Here is a 22,429-nt window from a genome sequence, read left to right as displayed (position 1 = left end):
ATATCGACCCTCGTGCTGGCGCTATCAGGTAGCAGACTTCGGCAACTGGCCGCACGTCTCCCACCGGCTACAGAAACATCTTCAAGGTGAATGGACTTCACCCGCTCCTGCCCCTTGCATATCAACACACAATTCAAGGAACCGCGAAGCCGCCCGCGACGGTGTAGCCGCATGCGGCACCAGTATGGAAAACCGCCGCACCAGTGCCTGGGGCGCCACCTGCAACCTGTGCAGCGCCCCATCCTCATGGCGGATGGACATCGCCGACACAAAACCAACGCCCATCCCCGCACGCACCGCCTCCTTCACCCCTTCCACCCCGGCAATCTCCAGCGCTACGCGCATCGCTACACCATCACGGGCAAATGCCCGCTCGACGATCTGCCGCACCCCCGAGCCGCTCTCGCGCAGCACCAACGGGTAGGCACCCAGCGACGCCAAGGCCTGCTGGTCACTGCCAGCCAGCGGATGACCACTGGGCACGATGGCAACGATCTCGTCCTCCCGCCAGGCCGTCACTGCCGTGCCCAAGGGCAACTCCTGCCCGGGCGGCCCTTCGATCAGGGCGATGTCGACACTGTCCAGCGCAGCGACGATTTCCGCCGTGTTGCCGTGCGATGTCGTCACCAGCACCTCCGGGTGGCGGGCATGGAAGTCGGCAATCAGGTAAGGCAGCAGGTAGCTGGCGGGTGTGGTACTGGCACCGATACGCAAGGTACCGCGCTCCAGGCCACGCATGGCCTCGCGCAATGCCTGGGCCTGGCGGAAGGTCTCGCGCAGGCGCTCGGCATGGGCCAGCAACTGCTCGCCGGCTGCCGTCAACCGCACACCACGGCCGGCACGCTGATACAGCGGCTCGCCAAACGCCTCCTGCAACAGCTTGAGCTGGCCGGACACCGCCGGCTGCGACAAGTGCAAGGCCTGGGCTGCATGGCTGATGTTGCCGTGCTCGGCAACGGTGGCGAACGTTATCAGCTGTTCTGGGGTCATGAATTAAAAATATCAGCTATTCGGATATTTGCCATCCTAAATTACGATTTTTTATAAGCTTATAACCAGATTAACGTAGGCCTTGTCGAAACACTTTCCGGAGGACTCACATGGCCACGGTTCCGTCCAACCCTGCTTTTGCCCCTACCCTCTCTACCCGAGGGCGGCTCAATGGCATCCTGTTCGTCGCGCTGTTCGCGCTTGCAGTCACTCAACTGGCTGCCCTGCCCGCCATCGCCAACCTGGGCATCAGCCCATTGATCGTCGGTATCGTCGCCGGTGCACTGTATGGCAACGCGCTGCGAGACGGTGTACCGGCAAGCTGGGCGGCTGGTATCAACTTTTCCGCTCGCGGCCTGTTGCGCATCGCCGTGGCATTCTTCGGCCTGCGGGTAAGCCTGCAGGAAATTGCCGAGGTCGGCTGGTCGGGGCTCATCGTGTCGGTGCTGGTGGTGTCCAGCACCCTGCTGATCGGCCTGTGGTGCGGCATGAAAGTATTCAAGCTGGACCGCGATACTGCCTTGCTGACCGCCGCCGGCAGCGCCATCTGCGGCGCTGCCGCCGTGCTGGCATTCGAATCGGCGCTGCGCAGCGCCCCGCATAAAAGCGCCATGGCGGTCGGTAGCGTGGTGCTGTTCGGTACCTTGTCGATGTTCCTTTACCCACTGGCGATCAACGCCGGCTGGCTGCACCTTGACACCATGGGCGCCGGGCTTTTGCTGGGCGGCACCATCCACGAAGTGGCGCAGGTGGTCGGCGCGGCCAGCAACGTCAGCCCCGAGGCCACGCACATCGCCACCATCGTCAAGATGACCCGGGTCATGCTGCTGGTGCCGGTGCTGTTGGTGGTGGGCCTGTGGATCAGCCGGTCGCGCCAGGCCGGCCTGGCGCAGGGTAACGGCCGCATCGCCATGCCTTGGTTCGCCTTCGGCTTCCTTGCCCTGGTGCTGGTGAATTCGCTGCAGGTGCTGCCCGGCAGCGTGACCCAGACGGTCAACAGCCTGGACACCTTTGCCTTGACCATGGCCATGACCGCGCTGGGGATGGAGACGCGCTTCAGCCAGATCCGCCAGGCCGGGCCAAAGGCGCTGGCTACCGGGGCGATTCTTAACCTGTGGCTGGTCGGGGGTGGTTTGGCGATTACCCTCGGTGTGCAGAAGCTGTTGGGATGATTCAAGACCGAGTCGCCCGCTTTGCAGGCGACTCGGTTTCAAGCTTTTTCCACGCCCCCCTCGTTGCCGTCCACATTTCTCGGTATGGTGTTGTCAAAGAAGGATGTTTTACCCGCACAGGAAAGACTTAGATGCCTCAACGCAATGTCATCAATGCATCCGTCAGCCCCAAAGGCAGCCTGGAAACGCTGTCACAACGTGAAGTGCAGCAACTGAGTGAAGTCGGTACCGGTAGCCTTTACACCCTGTTCCGCCAGTGCGCCCTGGCCATCCTCAACACCGGCGCCCATGTCGACAATGCCAAGACCATCCTTGAGGCCTACAAGGACTTCGAGGTCAGGATCCACCAACAAGACCGTGGCGTGCGCCTGGAGCTGCTCAATGCGCCGGCCGATGCCTTCGTCGATGGCGAAATGATCGCCAGCACCCGCGAAATGCTGTTCAGCGCCCTGCGCGACATCGTCTACACCGAAAGCGAACTGGCCAGCCAGCGCATCGATCTGGAAAGCTCCCAGGGCATCACCGATTACGTGTTCCACCTGCTGCGCAACGCGCGCACCCTGCGCCCGGGCGTGGAGCCGAAGATGGTGGTGTGCTGGGGCGGCCACTCGATCAGCACCGAGGAATACCAGTACACCAAGAAGGTCGGCCACGAGCTGGGCCTGCGCAAGCTGGATGTGTGCACCGGCTGCGGCCCTGGCGTGATGAAGGGGCCGATGAAAGGCGCCACCATCGCCCACGCCAAGCAACGCATGCACGGCAGCCGCTACCTGGGCCTGACCGAGCCAGGCATCATCGCCGCCGAGGCACCCAACCCGATCGTAAACGAACTGGTGATCCTGCCGGACATCGAGAAGCGCCTGGAAGCCTTCGTGCGTGTCGGCCATGGCATCATCATCTTCCCCGGCGGTGCCGGTACGGCAGAGGAGTTCCTCTACCTGCTGGGCATCCTCATGCACCCGGACAACCAAGGCCTGCCCTTCCCTGTGGTTCTCACCGGCCCGCGCAGTGCCGAGCCGTACCTGCAACAGCTGCACGCCTTCGTCGGCGCCACCCTGGGTGAAGCAGCGCACCGCCTGTACGAGATCATCATCGACGACCCGGCGGAAGTCTCCCGGCACATGGTCGAAGGGCTCAAGGCGGTGAAGCAGTTCCGCCGCGAGCGCAACGATGCCTTCCACTTCAACTGGTTGCTGAAGATCGAGGAGAGCTTCCAGCGCCCGTTCGATCCGACCCACCAAGCCATGGCCGAACTGGACCTACGCCGCGCGCTACCGCCCCATGAGCTGGCAGCCAACCTGCGTCGGGCGTTTTCCGGCATCGTCGCCGGCAACGTCAAGGACAAAGGCATCCGCCTGATCGAGGAACACGGGCCCTATCAGATTCACGGCGACAGTGCCGTGCTGGACCCACTGGGCCGGCTGCTGCAGGCGTTCGTCGACCAGCACCGCATGAAATTGCCCGGCGGCGCGGCGTACGTACCGTGCTACCAGGTGGCGACCTGAGCGTCCCTTTCTGAAATGTAAGTTTGCCGTCATGCCCCTGTGGGTTGGCCATCGATAGCCTGAGTGCCGAGATGACTGACCTACAGAGGTTCGAGGATGAAAGCCTTACTTTCTGGCGGCGCATTGCTGCTAGTGCTGACTGGCCAGGCGCTGGCCTTTTCCGATGACCGTACCGAGCAGTTGCTGGCTGAACACCAGCAGGCGGTTTTGGCGTATGCGGCCAAGGCGGGCAAGCCGATGCCGACGGTTGAGGACTATCGCTACGGCATGAAACTGGATATCGCCAGTGTCGTGCGACAGTCCGGTGACCCACGAACCTGCACCGTAACGCCGAAGCTGATGACTTTCGAAGACAGCCAGGGGCGCTTGCAGACCATTCGCTACAGCGCGCAGTCGCAGTGCATCAACAACAAGTAAATACAACCGCCGCATCGTACATGTTTTGATCTTGATCTTGATCTTGATCTTGATCTTGATCTTGATCTTGATCTTCGCGACTTCAGGAGGCCGAGCGCAGGCCTTGCGGAGGGAGGTGACGGGCATGGATGCCCGTCAAGCGCTGGGCCCCAGGATGGGGCCTGCAGCGCGGTCCTCCCGGGAGCAAGGCCGGAGTGAGGGGACCCCGGAGCGCAGCGTAGGGGCCGGATGATGGGAGCGCAGCGTTTTTTGGTTACTTTTTGTCGCGTTTGACAAAAAGTGACTCGCCGTAAGGGCGAAAAGGTGAGTCAGTGTCGCCATCGCAAACGGACTGTTCGCTGAGTCAAAACAGACAAATTCTGCTTCTTGCTTCTTGCTTCTTGCTTCTTGGATGTGGGCCTTCACACCAAGTAAACATTCATTCACGCAGGTGGCGCAAAGTCACCTTTCCGCCCTTACGGCGGGTCCCTTTTTGTCGTGGCAAAAAGGAACCAAAAACCGTCCGCTCCCATCATCCGGCCCCTGCGCTGCGCTCCGGGGTCCCCTCGCTCCGGGCTTGCTCCCGGGAGGACCGCGCTGCAGGCCCCATCCTGGGGCCCAGCGCTTGACGGGCATCCATGCCCGTCACCTCCCTCCGCAAGCCCTGCGCTCGGCCTCCCGAAGTCGCAACCTGCGTCGCCTGAACTACCGCGCGCTAAAAAGCAAAAGCAAAAGCAAAAGCAAAAGCAAAAGCAAAAGCAAAAGCAAAAAACAGACTAGTGGCTAATGTCTGCCATGGGCCGCTCGACAAACCGAATGCTGTCGCGCCCTCCACGCTTGGACTGGTACAGCGCCACATCCCCCTGCTCGATCAACGCCGCCAGGCTCGCCGGTGGCTGGTCGAACAGGTTGGCACCGATGCTCAAGGTAACCGCCTGCGGCGTTGGCACGGTCTTGCAGGCGTACTGCTGGAACTGCTCACGCAGCATCCCACCCAGCTCCATGACCCGTTCACTACTCGCCCCACTCAGCAAGATGACAAACTCATCGCCCCCCAACCGCGCCGCCAGCGAGCGCTCGGGCAGCGCCGTGCGAATCATCTCGCTCAAGGCAATCAGCAAGCGGTCCCCGGCTATATGCCCGTGCAGGTCGTTGACCAGCTTGAAATTGTCGATGTCGATCAGCAGTAACGCCCCAGGTTGCGCAGGGCTCACGTCCTTGAAGAAATGCCCAGCCCGCACCTCCAGCGCTCGCCGGTTGTACAGCGCGGTCAGCGGATCACGGGCCGCCAGCCGGGCAATCCGTTCCTCACGCCGGTAACGCACGGTTCCCGTCATCGACAAGGCAATCAGCATGATCGCCATCGCCCCCTCGACCAGGGAAACCTGAATGATCAGCCCGCCAAAGGTGGCCAGGTCAATCAACGTACCCGGCGTAATCGCAATGATCGCCTTGGCTACATAGAATGCCCCATGAATCAGCAGCACATAGCGCAACTGCACCGCGCCAACACTCAGCGATCTGCCATGCGGCCGCAACAGGAAACTGGCCTTGAGCGTCAACGCCGCCACCAGCAACGAGTTGACCATCAGCATCACCTTCGACCACTGCGGCCCCACAGGCAACAGCAGCAAGGCGAACCAGACCACCACGATCATCAGCCAGGCACGCGACAAGCGCTCCTGGGTAAATCGCAGCACGCCCATCAGAAAAAAACCGTGCGCGACCACCAGCAAGCCATTGGCGAACCAGATGCCGATGAACAACAAACCGATCCCGCGCAGCAAAGCCAGGATGCAACCGACAGTAATGGTGGCGAAACCGGCGCTCCAGAACAGCAGAGAGGTTTCGCGGACACTGCGCCATTCAATTGCCAGGTACAAGGCAGCGGCAGCAGCCAAGGCAACCGAAATGGTCAACATCGTGGGTGGATCTAGCGCCATATACGCATTGGCCTATCTGGTTAACGAAGAAAGGCCCGATTGTATGCGCTCGTGATGACTTTTCAGAGGGGCCTTGCACGGTTGCCTGCAAATGATAGCCCAGCCCTTGCAGATGCCCGTGCGAGCGACATGTCATATTGACATCATCGTGTCATTCGCACCACAAGAACCGCGGTCGTAATGACCACACTTGGTCGGATAGTGCCGTACCGGAAGGGCTGGCCAACTGGCACGAAAGCTGAAGCGTGACCTTTCGCCAAACACTGCCTTGCGGACCAAAAACCATGAAAAATCCTCTGCTCCCTCTGGCGATGACCCTGACCATCGCCCTGCCCGCCTGCGCCGACCAGGTGCTCTCGGAAAGCGCCGACAATACCGTCGGCTATGGCGCTGGTGGCGTCAGCGGCCTGATGATCGGCGCCGCGCTTGGCGGCCCGTTCGGCGCCATCGCAGGTGCCGCCCTGGGCGCCTTTGGTGGTGCCGCCGTGCAACAAGGCAGCGGGCACAGCGACGCGGCCTATATGGTGCGCCACGACGACGGCAGCACCCAGCGCTACCGTTCGCCGAATGCCCACTTCAAGCCCGGTGATCAGGTGCAGGTGAGCGGTATTCGCCTGGCCCCGGCGCAGTAAGCCGCTGCCCGGACAAGTAACTCACCAGTTGCCGCCCGTGCGAACTCAGGCGCTCCCAGTCACGGAAACACAGGCGTAGCTCCAGGGTGGCCCAGCTTTCCGCCAGGGCCACCCGGCGTACCGGCAGCTCCTGCTCCGCACGCACAGCGGCGGTTTCAGGCAGCATGGCCACGCCTGCGCGCTGTGCCACCAACTGTGCGATTGCCTCAAAGCTGGGCGCTCGCACGCGCACCTTCAGCGGCATGGCCAAGTTCATCGCCAGCTCTTCGACAAAGCGCTGCATCGGCCGCCCACCCGGCAGGCAAATGAACGCGTAGCCCAGGGCATCGACCAGGCGCAGCTGTTCGCGCCCAGCCAGGGGATGGTCGGCGGGCACCAGCATGACCAAGCGCTCGGTGCGAAACGGCAGCGATACCACCCCCTCGCTGGGCAAAATGCCATCGTACACACCGATCTCGCACTCGTTGGCCACCACCACCCGCAGCACGTCCACACTCTTGTGCTCCATCAGTTGCAGGTCGACCTCCGGGTAGTCCGCCAGAAACGGCCCCAACACTGCCGGCAGCAATGTGCTGTTGGACACCGTAGAGGCCGCCAGGCGCAAGGTGGTGCGGTGCTCGCCAGACAGTTGCTGCAAGGTCTCCTGCAGTTTTTGCGCCTCACCCAGCACGCTGCGTGCGCCCTCCAGCACCAGGCGCCCGGAAGGCGTCAACTGCATGCCATCTGCCTTGCGGGTGAACAGCACCAAGCCACAACGTTCTTCCAGCAAGCGCAGACGATTGCTTGCCGCCGACACCGCCACCGGAAAGGTCGCAGCCGCCTTGCTCAGGCTGCCCGTGGCGGCAATGGCCAGCAGCAGGCGCAGGTCAGTCAGGTCGAATTGCATGCCATTCTCCAAATACGAATGCCCTGTTCTATAAAAAGCGATTCTAGCGTGACAGCCTTCTGTTCAGAATAAGCCTCGCCTTTCTTCCACGTAGGTAACGCATGAACGCATTCCGCAGCTTGATACAGCGCCAACTGCAAAGCGGCGCCCTGTACGCCGTACTGGCGGCCCTGGGCTTCAGCTTCAAGGCAATTTTCGTCAAGCTGGCTTACGCCGCCGGGCCGGTGGATGCCATCAGCCTGCTGGCCATGCGCATGGGCCTGTCGCTGCCGCTGTTCGCCTGGCTGGTATGGGCCAGCCGTGGTCAGGGCAGTGCCCCGCTCAACCTGGGTGACGGGTTGCGCGTCGCCCTGCTTGGCCTGTTTGGCTACTACCTGGCCAGCCTGTTCGACTTCTATGGCCTGCAGTACATCAGTGCTGGGCTGGAGCGGCTGATCCTGTTCACCTACCCGACGCTGGTGCTGGTGTTTCAGGCCATTGCCCTGCGTGAACGGCCGAGCCTGCGCACTTTGTCGGCCATGGGCCTGTGCTATCTGGGGCTGGGCATTGCCTTTGTCCACGACATCAGTGTCGCCGGGGTTGGCCAGCAGGTGGTGCTGGGCTCGCTGTGGGTGTTCGCCAGCGCGGTGACCTACGCGCTGTATTACGCCGGCACCGGCATGATGCTCAAACGCATGGGCTCGATGCGCCTGGCCGGGTTGTGCGGTACTGCCTCCTCGCTGATGGTGCTGGCGCATTACCTGATGGTGGCGCCGGTCGGGCAGTTGTGGCAGTTACCGAGCGCAGTGTGGGTGAATGCCGGGCTGATGGCCGTGTTTTCCACGGTGCTGCCGATCTACTGGGTAGCGTTGGCGATCCAGCGCCTGGGGCCGACCCATACAGCGGCGGTGGGTAACCTGGGGCCGGTACTGACGGTATTGGCCTCATGGGCGATCTTGAATGAAGAGATTTCGCTGTACCAGGTAGTGGGGCTGGCGGTGGTGCTGTTTGCCGTATCGCGGCTCAAGCCCCGAGCCAAGAAGGACATCGGGGCCGCGCCAGGCAAAGGTGCCACTGCCTGACGCAAGGCCTCAGAGCACTCGCTTGATCAACGGTTCCAACCGGCTAAAACGCAACCGCCGCAGAAGTTTGCGTACTTCCTTGGGATGTTCGGCCTTCACCCCCAGCGCCTCTGCCGAGCCAATCTTCGGCGCATGCCGGCGCAGTGCGTTCAGCTCCGCTTCCCGTGGTACCAGCCACTGCCCTTGCGGGTCATCGATCAGCAGGCCGTTTTCCAGGTCCAGGTTGAACCCGCGCGGGTTCAGGTTGTTACCGGTCAGCAGCGAATAGCGCTGGTCGACCCACACGCCCTTGGCATGAAAGGTATGCCCCGGATCGTTCCAGATCCGCACTTGCAACTGGCCGCTGGCAATCGCGGCATGGCGGCGCCTGGCGAAGGCACGCAGGTTGTCTTCGTACAGATAAGGCAAGGCGCCACTGGCACTGAACGGCTCACCGGGGGCGATGTAGAAGTCATTGGCCGTGCGGTGACCGACCATCAGCTCAACTTGCACGCCCCGCTCAAGCGCATGGTCAAGCTCGCGCATCACCACCCGTGGCGGGTTGAAATACGGCGTGCTGATGATGATCTGCGTGCGCGCCGCAGCCAGCAACGCGCACAGCGCCCGGTTCAGCGGGTTGCCACGGCCCACACCCAGCAGCGGGATCACCCGTAGCCCCTGCCCCGCAGCGCTGGCCGGCGCCTCGTAGGCCATGCGCCGCAGCCGCGCGCGCAAACGCCGAATGTCGCCGCGCAAGTTGCGGGTAGAGGGCGGCGCCGGCAGGTCGAGACGCGGTGTGGCGGTGGGGTGCAGCAGACGCTGCACCAGGCCGACCATGGCATCGGCCAGCTCAGGTGACTGGAACAGGTGATAGCGGTCCAGGCGATAACGGTCGAAGCGGTGCAGGTAGACGTTGTTCAGGCTGGCGCCGGTGTAGATCACGCAATCGTCGATGATGCTGCCCTTCAGGTGCAACACCCCGAACAGCTCGCGAGTCTGCACGGGCACACCATGAATGGCGATATCCAGCCCGCGCAGCTGGCGCTGAGCCTGGTACCAGGCAGCGTTGCCCGGTTGACGCCCACCACCAAGCAACCCGCGACGGGCGCGAAACCAGTCGACCACAATGGTGATTTCCAGGTTAGGGCGCGCGGCCTTGGCCTGGTACAAGGCATCCAGCACTTCCTGGCCGGCCTCGTCTTCCTGCAGGTACAGCGCGACGATGACGATGCGCCGGGTTGCCGTGCGGATGCGGTCGAACAGGCAGGTGCGATAGGCCTTGGCATCAGGCAGCACCTGGATCGACTCGGGCGCCAGGGCGTAGCCTGGCAACGCCGCCAGCATGGATTCGGGGTTCACGAACGATCACCTTCTGTGTGCAATCACTGTCGGCCCTGCCAGTTGGCGGAGCCATTCCTGGCCGCTGCGCACGGGGTGTAAGATCAACCCGGCAACGACCCATAACAACAAGAACCACGCGAGGCTGTATTTCTCACTGCCCCTGACGAACAATGCCTCAGCTTGCACAGGAACAGCGCAATGGTCCACCCCGCTTCTGCAAACCTCCCGCCGTCTATTGTAAAGAGTTGTTCCGTAAAGACCTTCGGCTTTCTGATTTTGCCCAATTTCACCACCATCGGCCTGGCGTCGGCGGTAGAAACCTTGCGCATGGCCAACTTGGCCGCGCGCAAGCCGCTGTTTCGCAGCGTGCTGATCGCGGCAGACGATATGCCGGTAGTGGCCAGTAACGGCATGCGCGTATTGCCCGACTACAGCATCGCCAATGCCCCCGCACTGGATGCCCTGCTGGTGGTCGGCGCCAACCCGATCGACCGCAGCCGTGGCAACCGCCCGCTGATCGACTGGTTGCGCCAACTGGCCCGCCAACGCTTGCCACTGGGCGGCATCTGCACCGGCAGCTACCTGTTGGCCAAGGCCGAATTGCTCAAGGGTTACCGCTGCACTATCCACTGGGAAGACCTGCCGACGTTGCAGGCCCACTTCCCCGGTATCGTGATCTCCAGCCAGCTGTTCGAATTGGACCGCGACCGTTATACCTGCTCGGGCGGCGTGGCGGCCATGGACATGATGCTGCAACTGGTTGCCCGCGAACCCGGTGGCCAGGACATCGCGGCCAAGGCCGCTGAGCTGTTGCTGTGCGACCGCGTGCGCGGGGAGCGTGAGCGCCAGCGGGTACCGCTGCGCACCCTGCTGGGTAGCGCTCAGCCCAAGCTGAGCCAGGTGGTGGCGATCATGGAGGCCAACCTGGAGGAACCGTTGGGGCTGGAGGAGTTGGCCAGCCTCAACGAGGTAACCGTGCGTCAGCTGGAGCGGCTGTTCCACAAGTACCTGCAACGCACGCCCAGCCAGTATTACCTGGAGCTGCGGCTGTCTCGGGCACGGGAGTTGCTGCTGCGCAGTGACGTGCAGGTGCGCGAGGTGGCGCTGGCCTGCGGGTTCAGCTCGCCGGCGCATTTTTCCAAGAGTTACAGCCGGTTCTTTGGTTTGTCGCCGTTGGGGGAGCGGCGGCAAGCTTCGTTGCATTGATTCAGCATTTGCAATGGCTTTACCGGCCTCTTTGCAGGCGTGCCCGCGAAGAGGCCGGTGCAGGTTGGTCAATCCTCCAGGGCCGTGTGGGCCGTCTCCCGGCACATCAGCATGGCCACCAGAGCAACCAACGCTGCCGCCAGCAAATACCCCGCCGGTGCCAGCTTGCTGCCGGTCACCTGTATCAACCAGGTGGCAATGAACGGCGCTGTCCCGCCAAACAGCGCATTGGCCACATTGAAACTCAGGGCAAAGCCACTGAAACGCACACGGGTGGGGAAGATTTCCGCCAGCAGGCACGGCAAGGTCCCGTCATTCATTGCCAACATCGCCCCGAAAACAATCTGGATCGTCAGAATCACCAGCAACGGCTGCCCGTCGAGCAGGCGGAACAACGGCACGGTCAACCCCAGAAACAACAGCGAAGCCACCACCAGCATGGTCTTGCGACCAAACTGGTCGGACAGCCGCCCCATCAGGAAAATCAAGCCGATGTACGTGGCCAGCGACACCGTCGAAGCGATGAACGAATCCCGCTCGCTCATGCCCATTTCACTGGACAGGTAGGTCGGCATGTAGCTGAGCAGCAGGTAGAACGCCACCGCGTTCAGGCAGGTGACACCAATACCGATGGCCAGGCTGCGCCGGTGCTGGCCCAGCAGTTCGCGCAGCGGTGTCGGGGCCATGCCGGCCTTGTGCTCCAGGCGCTGCTCCATCTCCAGGAACTTGGGCGTGTCTTGCAGGCTCATGCGGATGTAGCGCCCCACCAGGCCGAACGGCGCGGCCAACAGAAACGGCAAGCGCCAGCCCCACTCGTGCAGAGCCTCATTGCTGAGCAGCTCGTGCAGCACCGCGACGAACGCCGCCCCGAACAGCAGCCCCGCCGCCGTGCTGGCCGGCACGATGCTGGTGTACAAGCCCCGCCGGCCAGGTGGCGCGTATTCCGCCAGGAACGCCGCAGCACCGGCGTACTCGCCCGAGGCGGAAAAGCCCTGCACCAGGCGTATCAACAGCAACAAGCCCGGCGCCCACAGGCCGATTTGCGCATAACCGGGCAACAGGCCGATGCAGAAGGTGGACACCGACATGATCAGGATCGACCACGACAACGCATTGCGCCGGCCATGGCGGTCACCGAAATGCCCCCAGACAATGCCGCCCAGCGGGCGTACCAGGAACGACAGGGCAAATACCGCAAAGGTCGCCAGCAGGCCGGTGGTCTTGTCGGTCTGCGGGAAGAACGTGGCGGCGATGATGGTGGCCAGATAGCCGTAGGCAGCGTAGTCGAACCACTCGACGAAATTGCCCATGAAGCTGGCCCGTGCGGCCTTGCGCAAGGCCTGGCGTTCGGTGTTGTGCGCAGGGCCTTCGAAGGTGGAGGGATTCAGGGTGGTGCTGGACATGACGGGGTACCCTCTGGTTCTTTTAATTGGAGGCAGGGTCTTGTGGTCATACAGTGTTTTTTGTTGTCTGGGGCTGGCCTTCTTCACGGGAAGGCCCGCGAAGAAGGCGCCACCTTTCGTTATTTGCGAATGATGTTGTGCTCCGGCCCATATGGGAACTTGGTGATGTTCTCGGCGCCATTGTCGTTGACGATCAGGATGTCATGCTCGCGATAGCCCCCCGCCCCCGGCCGCCCTTCGGGCAGCATGATCATCGGCTCGATCGACACCACCATGCCTGGTTCCAGCACCGTGTCGATGTCCTCGCGCAGCTCCAGCCCCGCTTCGCGGCCATAGTAGTGGCTCAAGGTGCCGAACGAGTGGCCGTAGCCGAAGGTGCGGTACTGCAGCAGGTCGTGGCGCAGGAAGATCTCGTTCAGTTCCCGAGCGATATCGCTGCAGCGCATGCCAGGGCGCACCAGTTTCAGCCCGGCTTCGTGCACTTCGACGTTGGCCTGCCACAGGCGTAGGTACTCGTCCGGGCAGTGGTCGAGGAACAGCGTGCGCTCCAGCGCGGTGTAATAGCCGGCGATCATCGGGAAGCAATTGAGGCTGAGGATCTCGCCCTTGCCCACCCGGCGGCTGGTCACCGGGTTATGCGCGCCATCGGTGTTGAGCCCGGACTGGAACCAGGTCCAGGTGTCCATCAGCTCGGCCTCCGGGAAGCGTTTGGCAATTTCCCGCACCATCGCCTGGGTGGCATGCAGCGCCACCTCGTACTCGGGCACGTGCTCACGCAGGGCCTCGACCACCGCCGCCCCACCGATATCGGCCACCTGTGCACCATGGCGGATAAGCGCCTGCTCCTCGGCCGACTTGATCATGCGCATGCGCATGCACGGCGCACCGATGTCCACCAGCTCGGCTTTGGGGTAGCAGGCAGCGAGTTTGCCGTGGTTCTGCAGGTTGAGGTGATCATGCTCCACGCCGATACGCGAGGCCAGCGGCAGTGCTTGCTGGATGGCGACGAAGTAGTTGTCGCGCTGCCAGTCGGTGTAGACGATGTTGTCGGTGCCGACCGTACGCCGCCAGGGCTGCCCGCCATCGATGTTGGCGCTGATCGAAACCACCTTGTGCTGGGTGATCACCAGCGCATAGGGGCGACCGAACGAGCAGTAGAGAAAATCGCTGTAGTAGTTGACGTTGTGGTACGAGGTGAAAATTGCCGCCTCGATGTCCTGCTCGGCCATGTAGGCCCGCAGCCGGGCGTGGCGGGCCGCATATTCCTGGGCGGAGAAGGTTGGCTGCACCTTGTCGCCATTACGGATTTTCAGGGTCTTGGGCATTTGCATGGTCGGGGTTCCTTGTCGTTGTGAGCACGCTGTTCAGGCCGGCCGCCTGAGAAGCATTGCAACAGAACCGACGAGGACGTTTTTGTATCTATCCGACCTGGAATTGGCGGGATCGCCACTGGCCCTGGGGGCTGCTTTGCAGCCCCTTCACGGCACAAGGCCGCTCCCACGGGTACCGCACAACCTTCTGGATTGCGCAGTACCTGCAGGAGCGGCCTTGCGCCGCGAAAGGGGCGCAAAGCGCCCCCGCTTCAAATAACACTATTTCAGGTCAAAACGATCCAGCTCCATGACCTTCTGCCAAGCCGCGACAAAGTCCCGCACGAACTTGTCAGCACCATCACTACTGCCATACACCTCGCTCAACGCCCGCAACTGGGCATGCGAACCAAACACCAGATCGACCCGGCTACCGCTCCACTTCACCTGCCCTGTCTTGCGGTCACGACCTTCAAAGGTTTCATTGTCCGCCGAGGTAGGCTTCCACTCCACGCTCATGTCCAGCAGGTTGCGGAAGAAGTCGTTGCTCAGGGTGCCCGGCTTGTCGGTGAACACACCGAGCTTGCTGCCGCCATGGTTGGCGCCGAGCACACGCAGGCCACCCACCAGCACGGTGAGTTCCGGCGCGGTCAGGGTCAGCAACTGGGCCTTGTCCAGCAGCAGCTTCTCGGCCTTGACGCTGTAGCGGGCCTTGCTGAAGTTACGGAACCCATCGGCCAGCGGTTCCAGCACGGCGAACGACTCGACGTCGGTCTGCGCCTCAGACGCATCGACCCGGCCTGGGCGGAAGCCCACGCTGCCACTGTAACCGGCATCCTTGGCGGCCTTTTCAACCGCTGCGGTACCCGCCAGTACAATCAGGTCGGCCAGGGAGATTTTCTTGCCGCCGTTGTTGAACTCGCCTTGGATTTTCTCCAGTGCCGCCAGCACCTTGTCCACACCCTGGTTTGCAGCCCAGCCCTTCTGCGGCGCAAGGCGCAAGCGGGCGCCATTGGCACCACCACGTTTGTCGGAGCCACGGAAGGTTGACGCGGAGGCCCAGGCGGTGGAGACCAGCTCACCCACACTCAAGCCCGAGGCCAGCACCTTGGCTTTGAGGGCCGCGATGTCTTGCTCGCCGATCGTGGATGGGTCGGCTTTGGGCAGCGGGTCTTGCCACAGCAGCTCTTCATTGGGCATTTCCGGGCCCAGGTAGCGTGCCAGCGGGCCCATGTCGCGGTGAATCAGCTTGTACCAGGCGCGGGCAAAGGCGTCCGCCAACTGGTCAGGGTTGTCCTTGAAGCGGCGGGCGATCGGCTCGTAGATCGGGTCGAAGCGCAGCGCCAGGTCGGAGGTCAGCATCGACGGTGCATGCTTTTTGCCCGGATCGTGCGCGTCGGGCACCGTTCCCGCCCCTTTGCCCTCTTTCGGCCGCCACTGGTGTGCGCCCGCCGGGCTCTTGGTCAGTTCCCACTCAAAGTTGAACAGGTTATTCAGGTATTCGTTGCTCCACTTCGTCGGGGTGGAGGTCCAGATCACTTCCAAGCCACTGGTGATGGCATCGCCGCCCTTGCCAGTGCCAAACTTGTTGGCCCAACCCAGCCCTTGCAGCTCAAGGCCTGCCGCTTCGGGCTCGGGGCCCACGTTGTCGGCGGGGCCGGCACCATGGGTTTTGCCGAAGGCGTGGCCGCCGGCGATCAGCGCCACGGTTTCTTCATCGTTCATGGCCATGCGGCCAAAGGTTTCACGGATGTCCCTGCCCGAGGCTACCGGGTCGGGGTTACCTTCCGGGCCTTCCGGGTTCACGTAGATCAGGCCCATCTGCACGGCGGCCAGCGGGTTCTCCAGGTTCCGCTCGGCCGACAGGTCGCGGTTCTGTTCCTCGCCATGCTTGGCAGGCTCGGCCACCAGGTCACCCTGGCCTGGCGCCTGCGCCTTGAGCTGATCCTTGCCGTAGCGGGTGTCGCCGCCTAGCCAAACCTTTTCCGAACCCCAGTACACATCTTCGTCCGGCTCCCACACATCGGCGCGCCCGCCAGAGAAGCCAAACGTCTTGAAGCCCATGGACTCCAGGGCAACGTTGCCGGTGAGCACGATCAAGTCGGCCCAGGAAATCTTGTTGCCGTACTTCTGCTTGATCGGCCACAGCAAGCGCCGCGCCTTGTCCAGGCTGACGTTGTCGGGCCAGCTGTTGAGCGGGGCGAAACGTTGCTGGCCAGAGCCCGCGCCACCGCGGCCATCGCCAATGCGGTAGGTGCCGGCGCTGTGCCAGGCCATGCGAATGAACAGCGGGCCGTAGTGGCCGAAGTCAGCGGGCCACCAGTCTTGCGAGTCGGTCATCAAGGCGGTGAGGTCTTTTTTCAGGGCCTGGAAGTCGAGGCTCTTGAATGCCTTGGCATAGTCGAAGTCCGGGTCGGGGCTGGACTTCGAGGAATGCTGGTGAAGAATTCTCAGGTTGAGCTGGTCAGGCCACCAGTCACGGTTGGTGGTGCCGCCACCTGCGGTTTGATGGAACGGGCATTTCGATTCGTTCGACATCTGCGGGTACCTTTGGGTCGGTTATCCAGATTTCCGGTCTATGCCAGGTGTTCTTTCAGCCGAGCATGTGGGCTCGTGCCACCCCTCATCAGGTCTACACGGGGCTTGCGAAGCTGTCACGACGGGTTGGCGCGGCGTTGCACACAGGTGCTGTCACGCCGCCCGGTCGCGGAAGTCGCGGGGCCACGGGAAAGACTAGCCGAGCTTGGGCAGAGTTCTAATAGAGTGGCTGTTGGAGCTTGATAGGCTGGCTCTGTCAGGTGAGCCTGAACAGCGGCGCGACCAGCCCACCAAGAGGCCGGCACATTCGTACGATGCAAGCCGGCCTCCCGCATGCTTCAATTCACCGCCAGCCCTCTATTCCCGGAACCTGAAGCCAATGAACCGCAACGACCTCCGCCGCGTCGACATGAACCTGCTGGTGCTGTTCGAAGCCCTGATGATCGAGCGCAACCTGACCCGCGTCGGCGAAAAGCTGTTCATCACTCAATCCACTGTCAGCGCCGCCCTCGCCCGCCTGCGCGAACTGTTCGACGACCCGTTGCTGATCCGCAGTGGCCGCGCCATGGAACCCACACCACGGGCCATGCAGATTTTCGCCGAGCTGGGCCCGGCCATGGACGTGATATCCGCCGCCATCAGCCGCGCCCGTGAGTTCGACCCCACCAACAGCAGCAACGTGTTCCGCCTGGGCCTGTCGGACGATGCCGAGTTCGGCCTGTTTCCGGCCCTGCTGCAAGCCCTGCGCGAAGAGGCCCCAGACATCAGCGTCGTGGTACGGCGAGCCAACTTCCTGCTGATGCCTGGCCTGCTGGCCAGTGGCGAAATCTCGGTAGGCGTAAGCTACACCACCGACCTGCCGGCCACGGCCAAGCGCCGCAAGCTGCGCGACATCGGCGTGCGGGTGCTACGCGCCGATGACCGCCCCGGCCCGTTGACCCTCGACGAGTACTGCGCCCGCCCGCATGTGATGGTGTCGTTTTCCGGCGACATGAGCGGCAACATAGACCTGGACCTTGCGCGCATTGGCCGTTGCCGCAAGGTGGTGCTGGCGGTACCGCAATTCGGTAGCCTGCGCGCCTTGCTGCGCAACACCGAGATGATCGCCACGGTCCCGGACTATGCCGCCTGCGCCTTGGCCGACGACGGCAGCCTGCGCGCCGACCCGGCGCCGTTCGATATCACCGAAGCCGAGCTGTCGATGGTCTGGAGCGGCGCCCAGGACAACGACCCAGCCGAGCGCTGGCTACGCGAGCGCATTCTGCAGTTCATGGCCCGGTAGCTGAAGCAGCCTTACTTGCCCCGCTGCATCCACGCCGCGCCCAACCCACTGAGGCAGATCACCGAAATACCCACCAGGCTCAAGGTATCCGGCACCTGGCTATAGACGACAAACCCAAGCAACCCGGCAAACACGATCTGGCAATAGCTGAACGGCGCCAGCAACGCCGGCGCCGCATGGCGGAAGGCTTGGGTCAGCAGCAGGTGCGCGGTCATGCCGAAGCCGCCCAGTGCCAGCATCAGCAGGGCATGGTCCCAACGCGGCACCTCCCAGAAGAACGGCACCAGTGCACTCATAGCCAAGGTGTTGCACAGCCCTGCATAGAAGTTGCTGGTGGTCGGGCTGTCATGCGCGGCAAGGATGCGCGTCAGCAATTGGTAGAAGCAAAAACCCAACGCCGAACCGAACGGGTACAGAATGGCCGGGGTAAACATCGCCCCACCCGGGTGCACCACCACCAGTACGCCAATGAAACCCAGTACCACCGCCACCCACTGCCCCACCGTCACCCGCTCTTTGAGCAGCGGCGCCGACAGCGCGGTGACCAGCACCGGGGCAAGGAAGTTGACCGCCGTCGCCTCGGCCAGCGGCAAATACTGAAGGCCGGTGGTAAACAGCAGGCTGGTACTCAACAGGCTCAGGGCCCGCAAGGTTTGCAGTAGCGGCCGACGGGTGCGCAATACGTTCAGGCCAGACTTGGGCAGGAAGATGCCGGCCATCAGCAGCGTATGCACCACATAACGCGCCCACACCACCATGACGATCGGGTACAGGCCGCCGAGGAATTTGGACAAGGCATCGTGGCTGGCGAACAGGAACGTCGCCACCACCACCAAGGCTATGCCGCGCAGGGGTTGGTTGACGCCGGACAGCGGTGTGCTGGAACTCATGGCTCTCTCGATGACGGCGCGGCGCCATGCCACGCCCAGGGAAGGCCGCGCAGGCCTGGCCTGGCGGATGCAACAGCTCGAATTCTAGAAGAGATGCCGCAGCATAAGGAAGTTGATTTACCGCTTGTCCAGGCTGAGTGCGATTTCTGTTCGCTGATCGACCACTTTCCACCTTGCACGCATGGCCCGTGTGCTGTTGATCACCGACCATCGACCCACCTCCTGCACCCTCTACAAGGAATTTACATGCAAAGGCTCACCACCCGTAACGGCCTGGACCTGCCTGCAATCGGCCTGGGCACCTGGCCGATGACCGGCAGTGAATGCACCCAGGCCGTGCACCAGGCACTGGACGTGGGTTACCGGCACATCGACACCGCCACTGCCTACGAAAACGAAGCGGCCGTTGGCCAGGCGCTGCGCGACAGCGATGTGCCACGCGAGCAAATCCATCTGACCACCAAGGTTTGGTGGGACCGCCTGGAGCCCAAAGCCATGCGCCAGTCGCTGGAAGACAGCCTGCGCGCGCTGGGTACCGAACAGGTTGACCTGTTTCACATCCACTGGCCCGGCAAGGACTGGGACCTGGCCCGCAGCATCGACACCCTGGTAGCCCTGCGTGACGAGGGCAAGACGCGCCACATCGGTGTGGCCAACTTCCCGCTGGGGCTGCTGCGCCAGGTGGTGGAAACGCTGGGTGCGCCATTGTCGGCCATTCAGGTGGAGTACCACGTGCTGCTCGGCCAGCAACCGCTGCTCGACTACGCCCGCAGCCATGACCTGTTGCTCACTGCCTATACGCCGCTGGCACGTGGCCAGGCAGCCGCGCAGCCGGTGATCCAGGCGATTGCCCGCAAGCATGGCGTGCTGCCCAGCCAGGTGGCGCTGAAATGGCTGCTGGACCAGGACGGCGTGGCGGCGATCCCCAAGGCTAGCAGCCGGGAAAACCAGCTGGCCAACCTGGCAGCGTTGAATGTGCAGCTGGATGAAGACGACCGCGCGGCGATTGCCGGGCTGCCGAAAGATCAGCGCGTGGTGAGCCCGGCGTTTGCGCCGGACTGGAACAGTTAACCTTGAAAGCTGGCGCGGTCCCTTGCACGACCGCGCATCGGGTTAGCTCAGGGTTACCACCTGCTTCAACCGCTCGCTCGCCGGCGCTGGCCGCCCGTACAGGTAGCCCTGAAAGTGCGAGCAGCCCTCCGCCGCCAGCCGGCGCATCTGTTCCTCCGACTCCACACCTTCGGCCGTGGTCTTGATCATCAAACTGTTGGACAGGTCGGTAATGGCGCGGATGATCGACATCGCTTCGCGGCTGTCGCACATGTCATGCACGAACGACTTGTCGATCTTGATCCGGTCGAACGGGAACGAACGCAGGTAACCCAACGATGAGTAACCGGTGCCAAAGTCGTCCAGCGAAATGGACACACCCAGGTCTTTCAACGCACGCAGGGTACGCACGTTTTCCTCGCTGTTGCCCAGCAATACCGACTCGGTAATTTCCAGCTCCAGTCGCTGCGCCGGCAGGCCCGAGTCGGCCAGCGCCAAGGCCACGGTGTGCACCAGGTTGGCGTTCTTGAACTGCACCGCCGACAGGTTGACCGACACCGTCTGCTCACTGTCCCAACTGGCGGCCTCCTGGCAGGCCAGGTTGAGTGCGCGGTTGCCCAGTTCATGGATCAGTCCGGTTTCTTCGGCAATGGGGATGAAGTCCATGGGCATGACCATGCCGCGAGTCGGGTGCTCCCAACGCAGCAGCGCCTCATAACCGGTAACGCTGCTGGTCTGCTGGTCGACCACCGGCTGGTAATGCAACTGCAACTGGCCCAGGTGCAACGCGGTGCGCAAGTCGGTTTCCACCAGGCGGCGCTGGCGGGCGGCAACGTCCAATTCGACGTCGAAGCACTCGTAGCGGTTTCGCCCATTGCGCTTGGCTTCGTACAACGCCATGTCGGCGTAGCCCAGCAACTGCTCGGCCTGGTCGTTGTCATCCGGGGCGATGGCAATGCCGATGCTCACCCCCACGCTGAACTGGTGGCCTTCGATCTGGAACGGCGGGCTGATGGCGTTGATCAGGCGATGCGCGGTGTTGCACGCGGCATCCCGCCCCTCCAGGCCCGTCAGCACCACGGCAAACTCGTCACCGCCCAAGCGGGCCAAGGTGTCGTGTTCACGCAACTCGCGGCGCAGGCGCTTGCCCAACTCGCGCAGCAGTTTGTCGCCAAAGGCATGACCGAGGGAGTCGTTGATGTTCTTGAAGTTGTCCAAGTCCAGGCACAGTGCGGCGGTCAGCTTGGCGTTTTCGCTACCACGCACCAGTGCCTGGCGAAGGCGCTCATTGAACAGCGTGCGATTGGGTAACCCGGTGAGCGCGTCGTGGTGCGCCATGTGGTGGATCTGCGCATGGGCGGCCAGCTCTTCGGTGGCATCTTCGGCTACGAACAACACGTAGTCGGCCTGGCCCTCGCGGTTCTGGCTGAGCAAGGTGCGGCTGCGCAAGGTGCGTGGGCCACGGGCGGTATCGACACGCGTTTCAGCGGCATGCCCCTTGGGGCTGCGGGCACCGCGCGCCAGCTGCTGTTCCAGATAATCGGCAGCGGCCGGTGCCAAGCATTCGCCGGGCAACTGGCCAATCATGCTGCGCCCTGGCCCGCCAAACAGGCGCTCGGCCTGCTGGTTGGCCAGCAAGATGCGCTGGCTTTCCAGGTCCTGGACAATGACGCTGGCGGGGATGTTGGCGATCACCGAATCAAGAAACTGCGAGAGCTTGGCCATTTCCTGGCTGTATTGCTCGGCCAGCTCCTTGGCCTGCAACAACTCCTGTTCCTGGCGATGACGCTCGGAAACATCGCGGGTGACCTTGGCGAAACCCACCAGTTGCCCGGCATCGTCGTACACCGCTTCAATCACCACATGGGCAAGAAAGGCCGAGCCATCTTTACGCAGGCGCGAACCCATTTCTTCAAAACGCCCCGTGCTGCGCGCCTGCTCCAGGTTAAGCGCTGGCAACCCGGCTGCGCGCTCGGCATCGGTGTAGAACAGCGAGTAATGCTGGCCGACGATTTCATCGGCATGGTAGCCCTTGGCGCGCTGGGCACCGGGGTTCCAGTTGGCGACGATACCCTCGGGGGTGAGCAGGTAGATGGCGTAATCCACCACGCTCTGGATCAACAGCCGGTACATGATGTCGGGGTTTGCAGCTAGCGACATGAACTTTACCTGAACCTTCGAAGCGCATGAAAGGGACCCCGGCTTGCGGCGGCCGGGTTTTGGAAAGCGTTGATGGCATTATGCCGCTCATGACGATTTTGTGAAGTGGCTCACAAAAATGTCGCTTTCTCACCCTTCAGTGGCGGGCACCGCTCACCAGGAAATTGAGCAAGTCCGGTTCATCGTCCAGGGCGATTGCCTGTGCCGGGCGCGACAGGTTCGCCAGCACGGCCTTGCAGAACGCCACGGCGGGCGGGTCCTGGGCGTAGCAGCGCAGCAGCCAGTCACCCTCGCCGCCCAGCAACTGCAACGCCACCGCTTGGCCAATGCCCTGACGGCGGTACTTTTTCAGGATGAACAGATCGGCCAGCTCCCGTGCATCGATACCTCGCAGTTCGCTGCGCTCCACCAGCACGAAGCCGGCGATGAAACCGTCCGCCAGCACCAGGTACGCGGCCCAGCCGTCGTCCTGCCAGTAGCGTTGCAGGTGCTCGTCGTGGATGTAGAAGCGGCCATCCACCTCGACATCTTCCTGCTCCCAGTCGGACGACTCATAGGAATAGTACTGGTAGAGGTTGCGGATCAGCGGGGCCTGGTCGGCGGTGGTTGGCAGCAGCGCGATGGGCAGCATGATGGGGCAAGGCTCGGGTAAAACCTGAATTCTACGCCATGACTCACCGCCACT

Annotated in this window: 18 protein-coding genes; 8 read left to right on the top strand and 10 right to left on the bottom strand. The window is 62.9% G+C overall.

All coding sequences use genetic code 11. The annotated features are described in order from the left end of the window. Nucleotides 1-81: 81 nt before the first annotated feature. Entirely contained in the window at nt 82-990 is a 909-nt protein-coding gene (locus tag ACNQP3_RS11170; protein ID WP_012271892.1) for a LysR family transcriptional regulator, read from the bottom strand. 110 nt (nt 991-1,100) lie between these two features. Between ACNQP3_RS11170 and ACNQP3_RS11165 the strand changes: the two genes are divergently transcribed. From ACNQP3_RS11165 to ACNQP3_RS11155, 3 genes are all read left to right on the top strand, one after another. Continuing rightward, nucleotides 1,101-2,162, top strand: coding sequence for a YeiH family protein (locus tag ACNQP3_RS11165; protein ID WP_069943345.1), 1,062 nt, complete (start codon nt 1,101-1,103; stop codon nt 2,160-2,162). A gap of 131 nt (nt 2,163-2,293) precedes the next feature. Continuing rightward, the gene (gene ppnN, locus ACNQP3_RS11160; RefSeq protein ID WP_012271890.1) at nt 2,294-3,667 is read left to right on the top strand and encodes a nucleotide 5'-monophosphate nucleosidase PpnN; all 1,374 of its coding nucleotides are present in this window, start codon (nt 2,294-2,296) and stop codon (nt 3,665-3,667) included. Between the two features lie 96 nt (nt 3,668-3,763). After that, on the top strand, nt 3,764-4,084 hold the full coding sequence (locus ACNQP3_RS11155) for a DUF2790 domain-containing protein (protein ID WP_060493311.1): 321 nt from the start codon (nt 3,764-3,766) through the stop codon (nt 4,082-4,084). 755 nt (nt 4,085-4,839) lie between these two features. On the opposite strand, the gene ACNQP3_RS11150 is transcribed toward ACNQP3_RS11155, so the two are convergent. Continuing rightward, a complete protein-coding gene (locus tag ACNQP3_RS11150; RefSeq protein WP_041166473.1) occupies nt 4,840-5,985 on the bottom strand; it encodes a GGDEF domain-containing protein in 1,146 nt (381 codons plus the stop codon). 305 nt (nt 5,986-6,290) lie between these two features. Between ACNQP3_RS11150 and ACNQP3_RS11145 the strand changes: the two genes are divergently transcribed. Then, nucleotides 6,291-6,638: a hypothetical protein gene (locus ACNQP3_RS11145; protein WP_264317023.1), complete on the top strand. Its 348-nt coding sequence runs from the start codon at nt 6,291-6,293 to the stop codon at nt 6,636-6,638. Here ACNQP3_RS11145 and ACNQP3_RS11140 read toward each other — a convergent pair. After that, the gene (locus tag ACNQP3_RS11140) at nt 6,583-7,524 is read right to left on the bottom strand and encodes a LysR substrate-binding domain-containing protein (RefSeq protein WP_012271886.1); all 942 of its coding nucleotides are present in this window, start codon (nt 7,522-7,524) and stop codon (nt 6,583-6,585) included. The two genes, ACNQP3_RS11145 and ACNQP3_RS11140, sit on opposite strands and share 56 nt — an antisense overlap. Before the next feature lie 101 nt (nt 7,525-7,625). Between ACNQP3_RS11140 and ACNQP3_RS11135 the strand changes: the two genes are divergently transcribed. Then, on the top strand, nt 7,626-8,585 hold the full coding sequence (locus ACNQP3_RS11135; protein ID WP_012271885.1) for a DMT family transporter: 960 nt from the start codon (nt 7,626-7,628) through the stop codon (nt 8,583-8,585). Nucleotides 8,586-8,594: 9 nt separating this feature from the next. Here ACNQP3_RS11135 and pssA read toward each other — a convergent pair whose 3' ends face one another. Beyond that, on the bottom strand, nt 8,595-9,923 hold the full coding sequence (gene pssA / locus ACNQP3_RS11130; protein ID WP_012271884.1) for a CDP-diacylglycerol--serine O-phosphatidyltransferase: 1,329 nt from the start codon (nt 9,921-9,923) through the stop codon (nt 8,595-8,597). A gap of 180 nt (nt 9,924-10,103) precedes the next feature. Here pssA and ACNQP3_RS11125 point away from each other — a divergent pair, with 180 nt between their 5' ends. Beyond that, entirely contained in the window at nt 10,104-11,111 is a 1,008-nt protein-coding gene (locus ACNQP3_RS11125) for a GlxA family transcriptional regulator (protein ID WP_060493313.1), read from the top strand. 68 nt (nt 11,112-11,179) lie between these two features. Here the strand turns inward: ACNQP3_RS11125 and ACNQP3_RS11120 are convergent, their stop codons facing one another. From ACNQP3_RS11120 to katG, 3 genes are all read right to left on the bottom strand, one after another. Then, nucleotides 11,180-12,514 carry an MFS transporter gene (locus ACNQP3_RS11120; protein WP_012271882.1) on the bottom strand — a complete coding sequence of 445 codons (1,335 nt, stop codon included), beginning with the start codon at nt 12,512-12,514 and terminating at the stop codon, nt 11,180-11,182. 119 nt (nt 12,515-12,633) lie between these two features. Then, nucleotides 12,634-13,845, bottom strand: coding sequence for a M24 family metallopeptidase (locus ACNQP3_RS11115; RefSeq protein ID WP_012271881.1), 1,212 nt, complete (start codon nt 13,843-13,845; stop codon nt 12,634-12,636). Nucleotides 13,846-14,106: 261 nt separating this feature from the next. Then, nucleotides 14,107-16,362, bottom strand: a complete 2,256-nt coding sequence (gene katG / locus ACNQP3_RS11110) for a catalase/peroxidase HPI (RefSeq protein ID WP_069943409.1) — start codon at nt 16,360-16,362, stop codon at nt 14,107-14,109. Between the two features lie 379 nt (nt 16,363-16,741). On the opposite strand from katG, the gene ACNQP3_RS11105 reads away from it, so the two are divergent. Further along, complete coding sequence (locus ACNQP3_RS11105) at nt 16,742-17,644, top strand: LysR family transcriptional regulator (protein WP_012271879.1); 903 nt, start codon at nt 16,742-16,744, stop codon at nt 17,642-17,644. 11 nt (nt 17,645-17,655) lie between these two features. Here the strand turns inward: ACNQP3_RS11105 and ACNQP3_RS11100 are convergent, their stop codons facing one another. Then, nucleotides 17,656-18,534: a DMT family transporter gene (locus ACNQP3_RS11100; RefSeq protein ID WP_012271878.1), complete on the bottom strand. Its 879-nt coding sequence runs from the start codon at nt 18,532-18,534 to the stop codon at nt 17,656-17,658. Nucleotides 18,535-18,780: 246 nt separating this feature from the next. Between ACNQP3_RS11100 and ACNQP3_RS11095 the strand changes: the two genes are divergently transcribed. Further along, nucleotides 18,781-19,605, top strand: coding sequence for an aldo/keto reductase (locus ACNQP3_RS11095; RefSeq protein ID WP_012271877.1), 825 nt, complete (start codon nt 18,781-18,783; stop codon nt 19,603-19,605). Nucleotides 19,606-19,647: 42 nt separating this feature from the next. Here the strand turns inward: ACNQP3_RS11095 and ACNQP3_RS11090 are convergent, their stop codons facing one another. Together ACNQP3_RS11090 and ACNQP3_RS11085 are read right to left on the bottom strand one after the other, a co-directional pair. Further along, entirely contained in the window at nt 19,648-21,744 is a 2,097-nt protein-coding gene (locus ACNQP3_RS11090) for a putative bifunctional diguanylate cyclase/phosphodiesterase (RefSeq protein WP_012271876.1), read from the bottom strand. Between the two features lie 136 nt (nt 21,745-21,880). Beyond that, complete coding sequence (locus ACNQP3_RS11085) at nt 21,881-22,375, bottom strand: GNAT family N-acetyltransferase (protein WP_012271875.1); 495 nt, start codon at nt 22,373-22,375, stop codon at nt 21,881-21,883. Nucleotides 22,376-22,429: the final 54 nt, after the last annotated feature.

The organism is Pseudomonas sp. LFS074 (assembly GCF_047978165.1).
Classification (GTDB): Bacteria; Pseudomonadota; Gammaproteobacteria; order Pseudomonadales; family Pseudomonadaceae; genus Aquipseudomonas; species Aquipseudomonas putida_P.
Note: the sequence above shows the minus strand (reverse complement) of the source record. Positions and strands in the feature narration are given on the sequence as shown.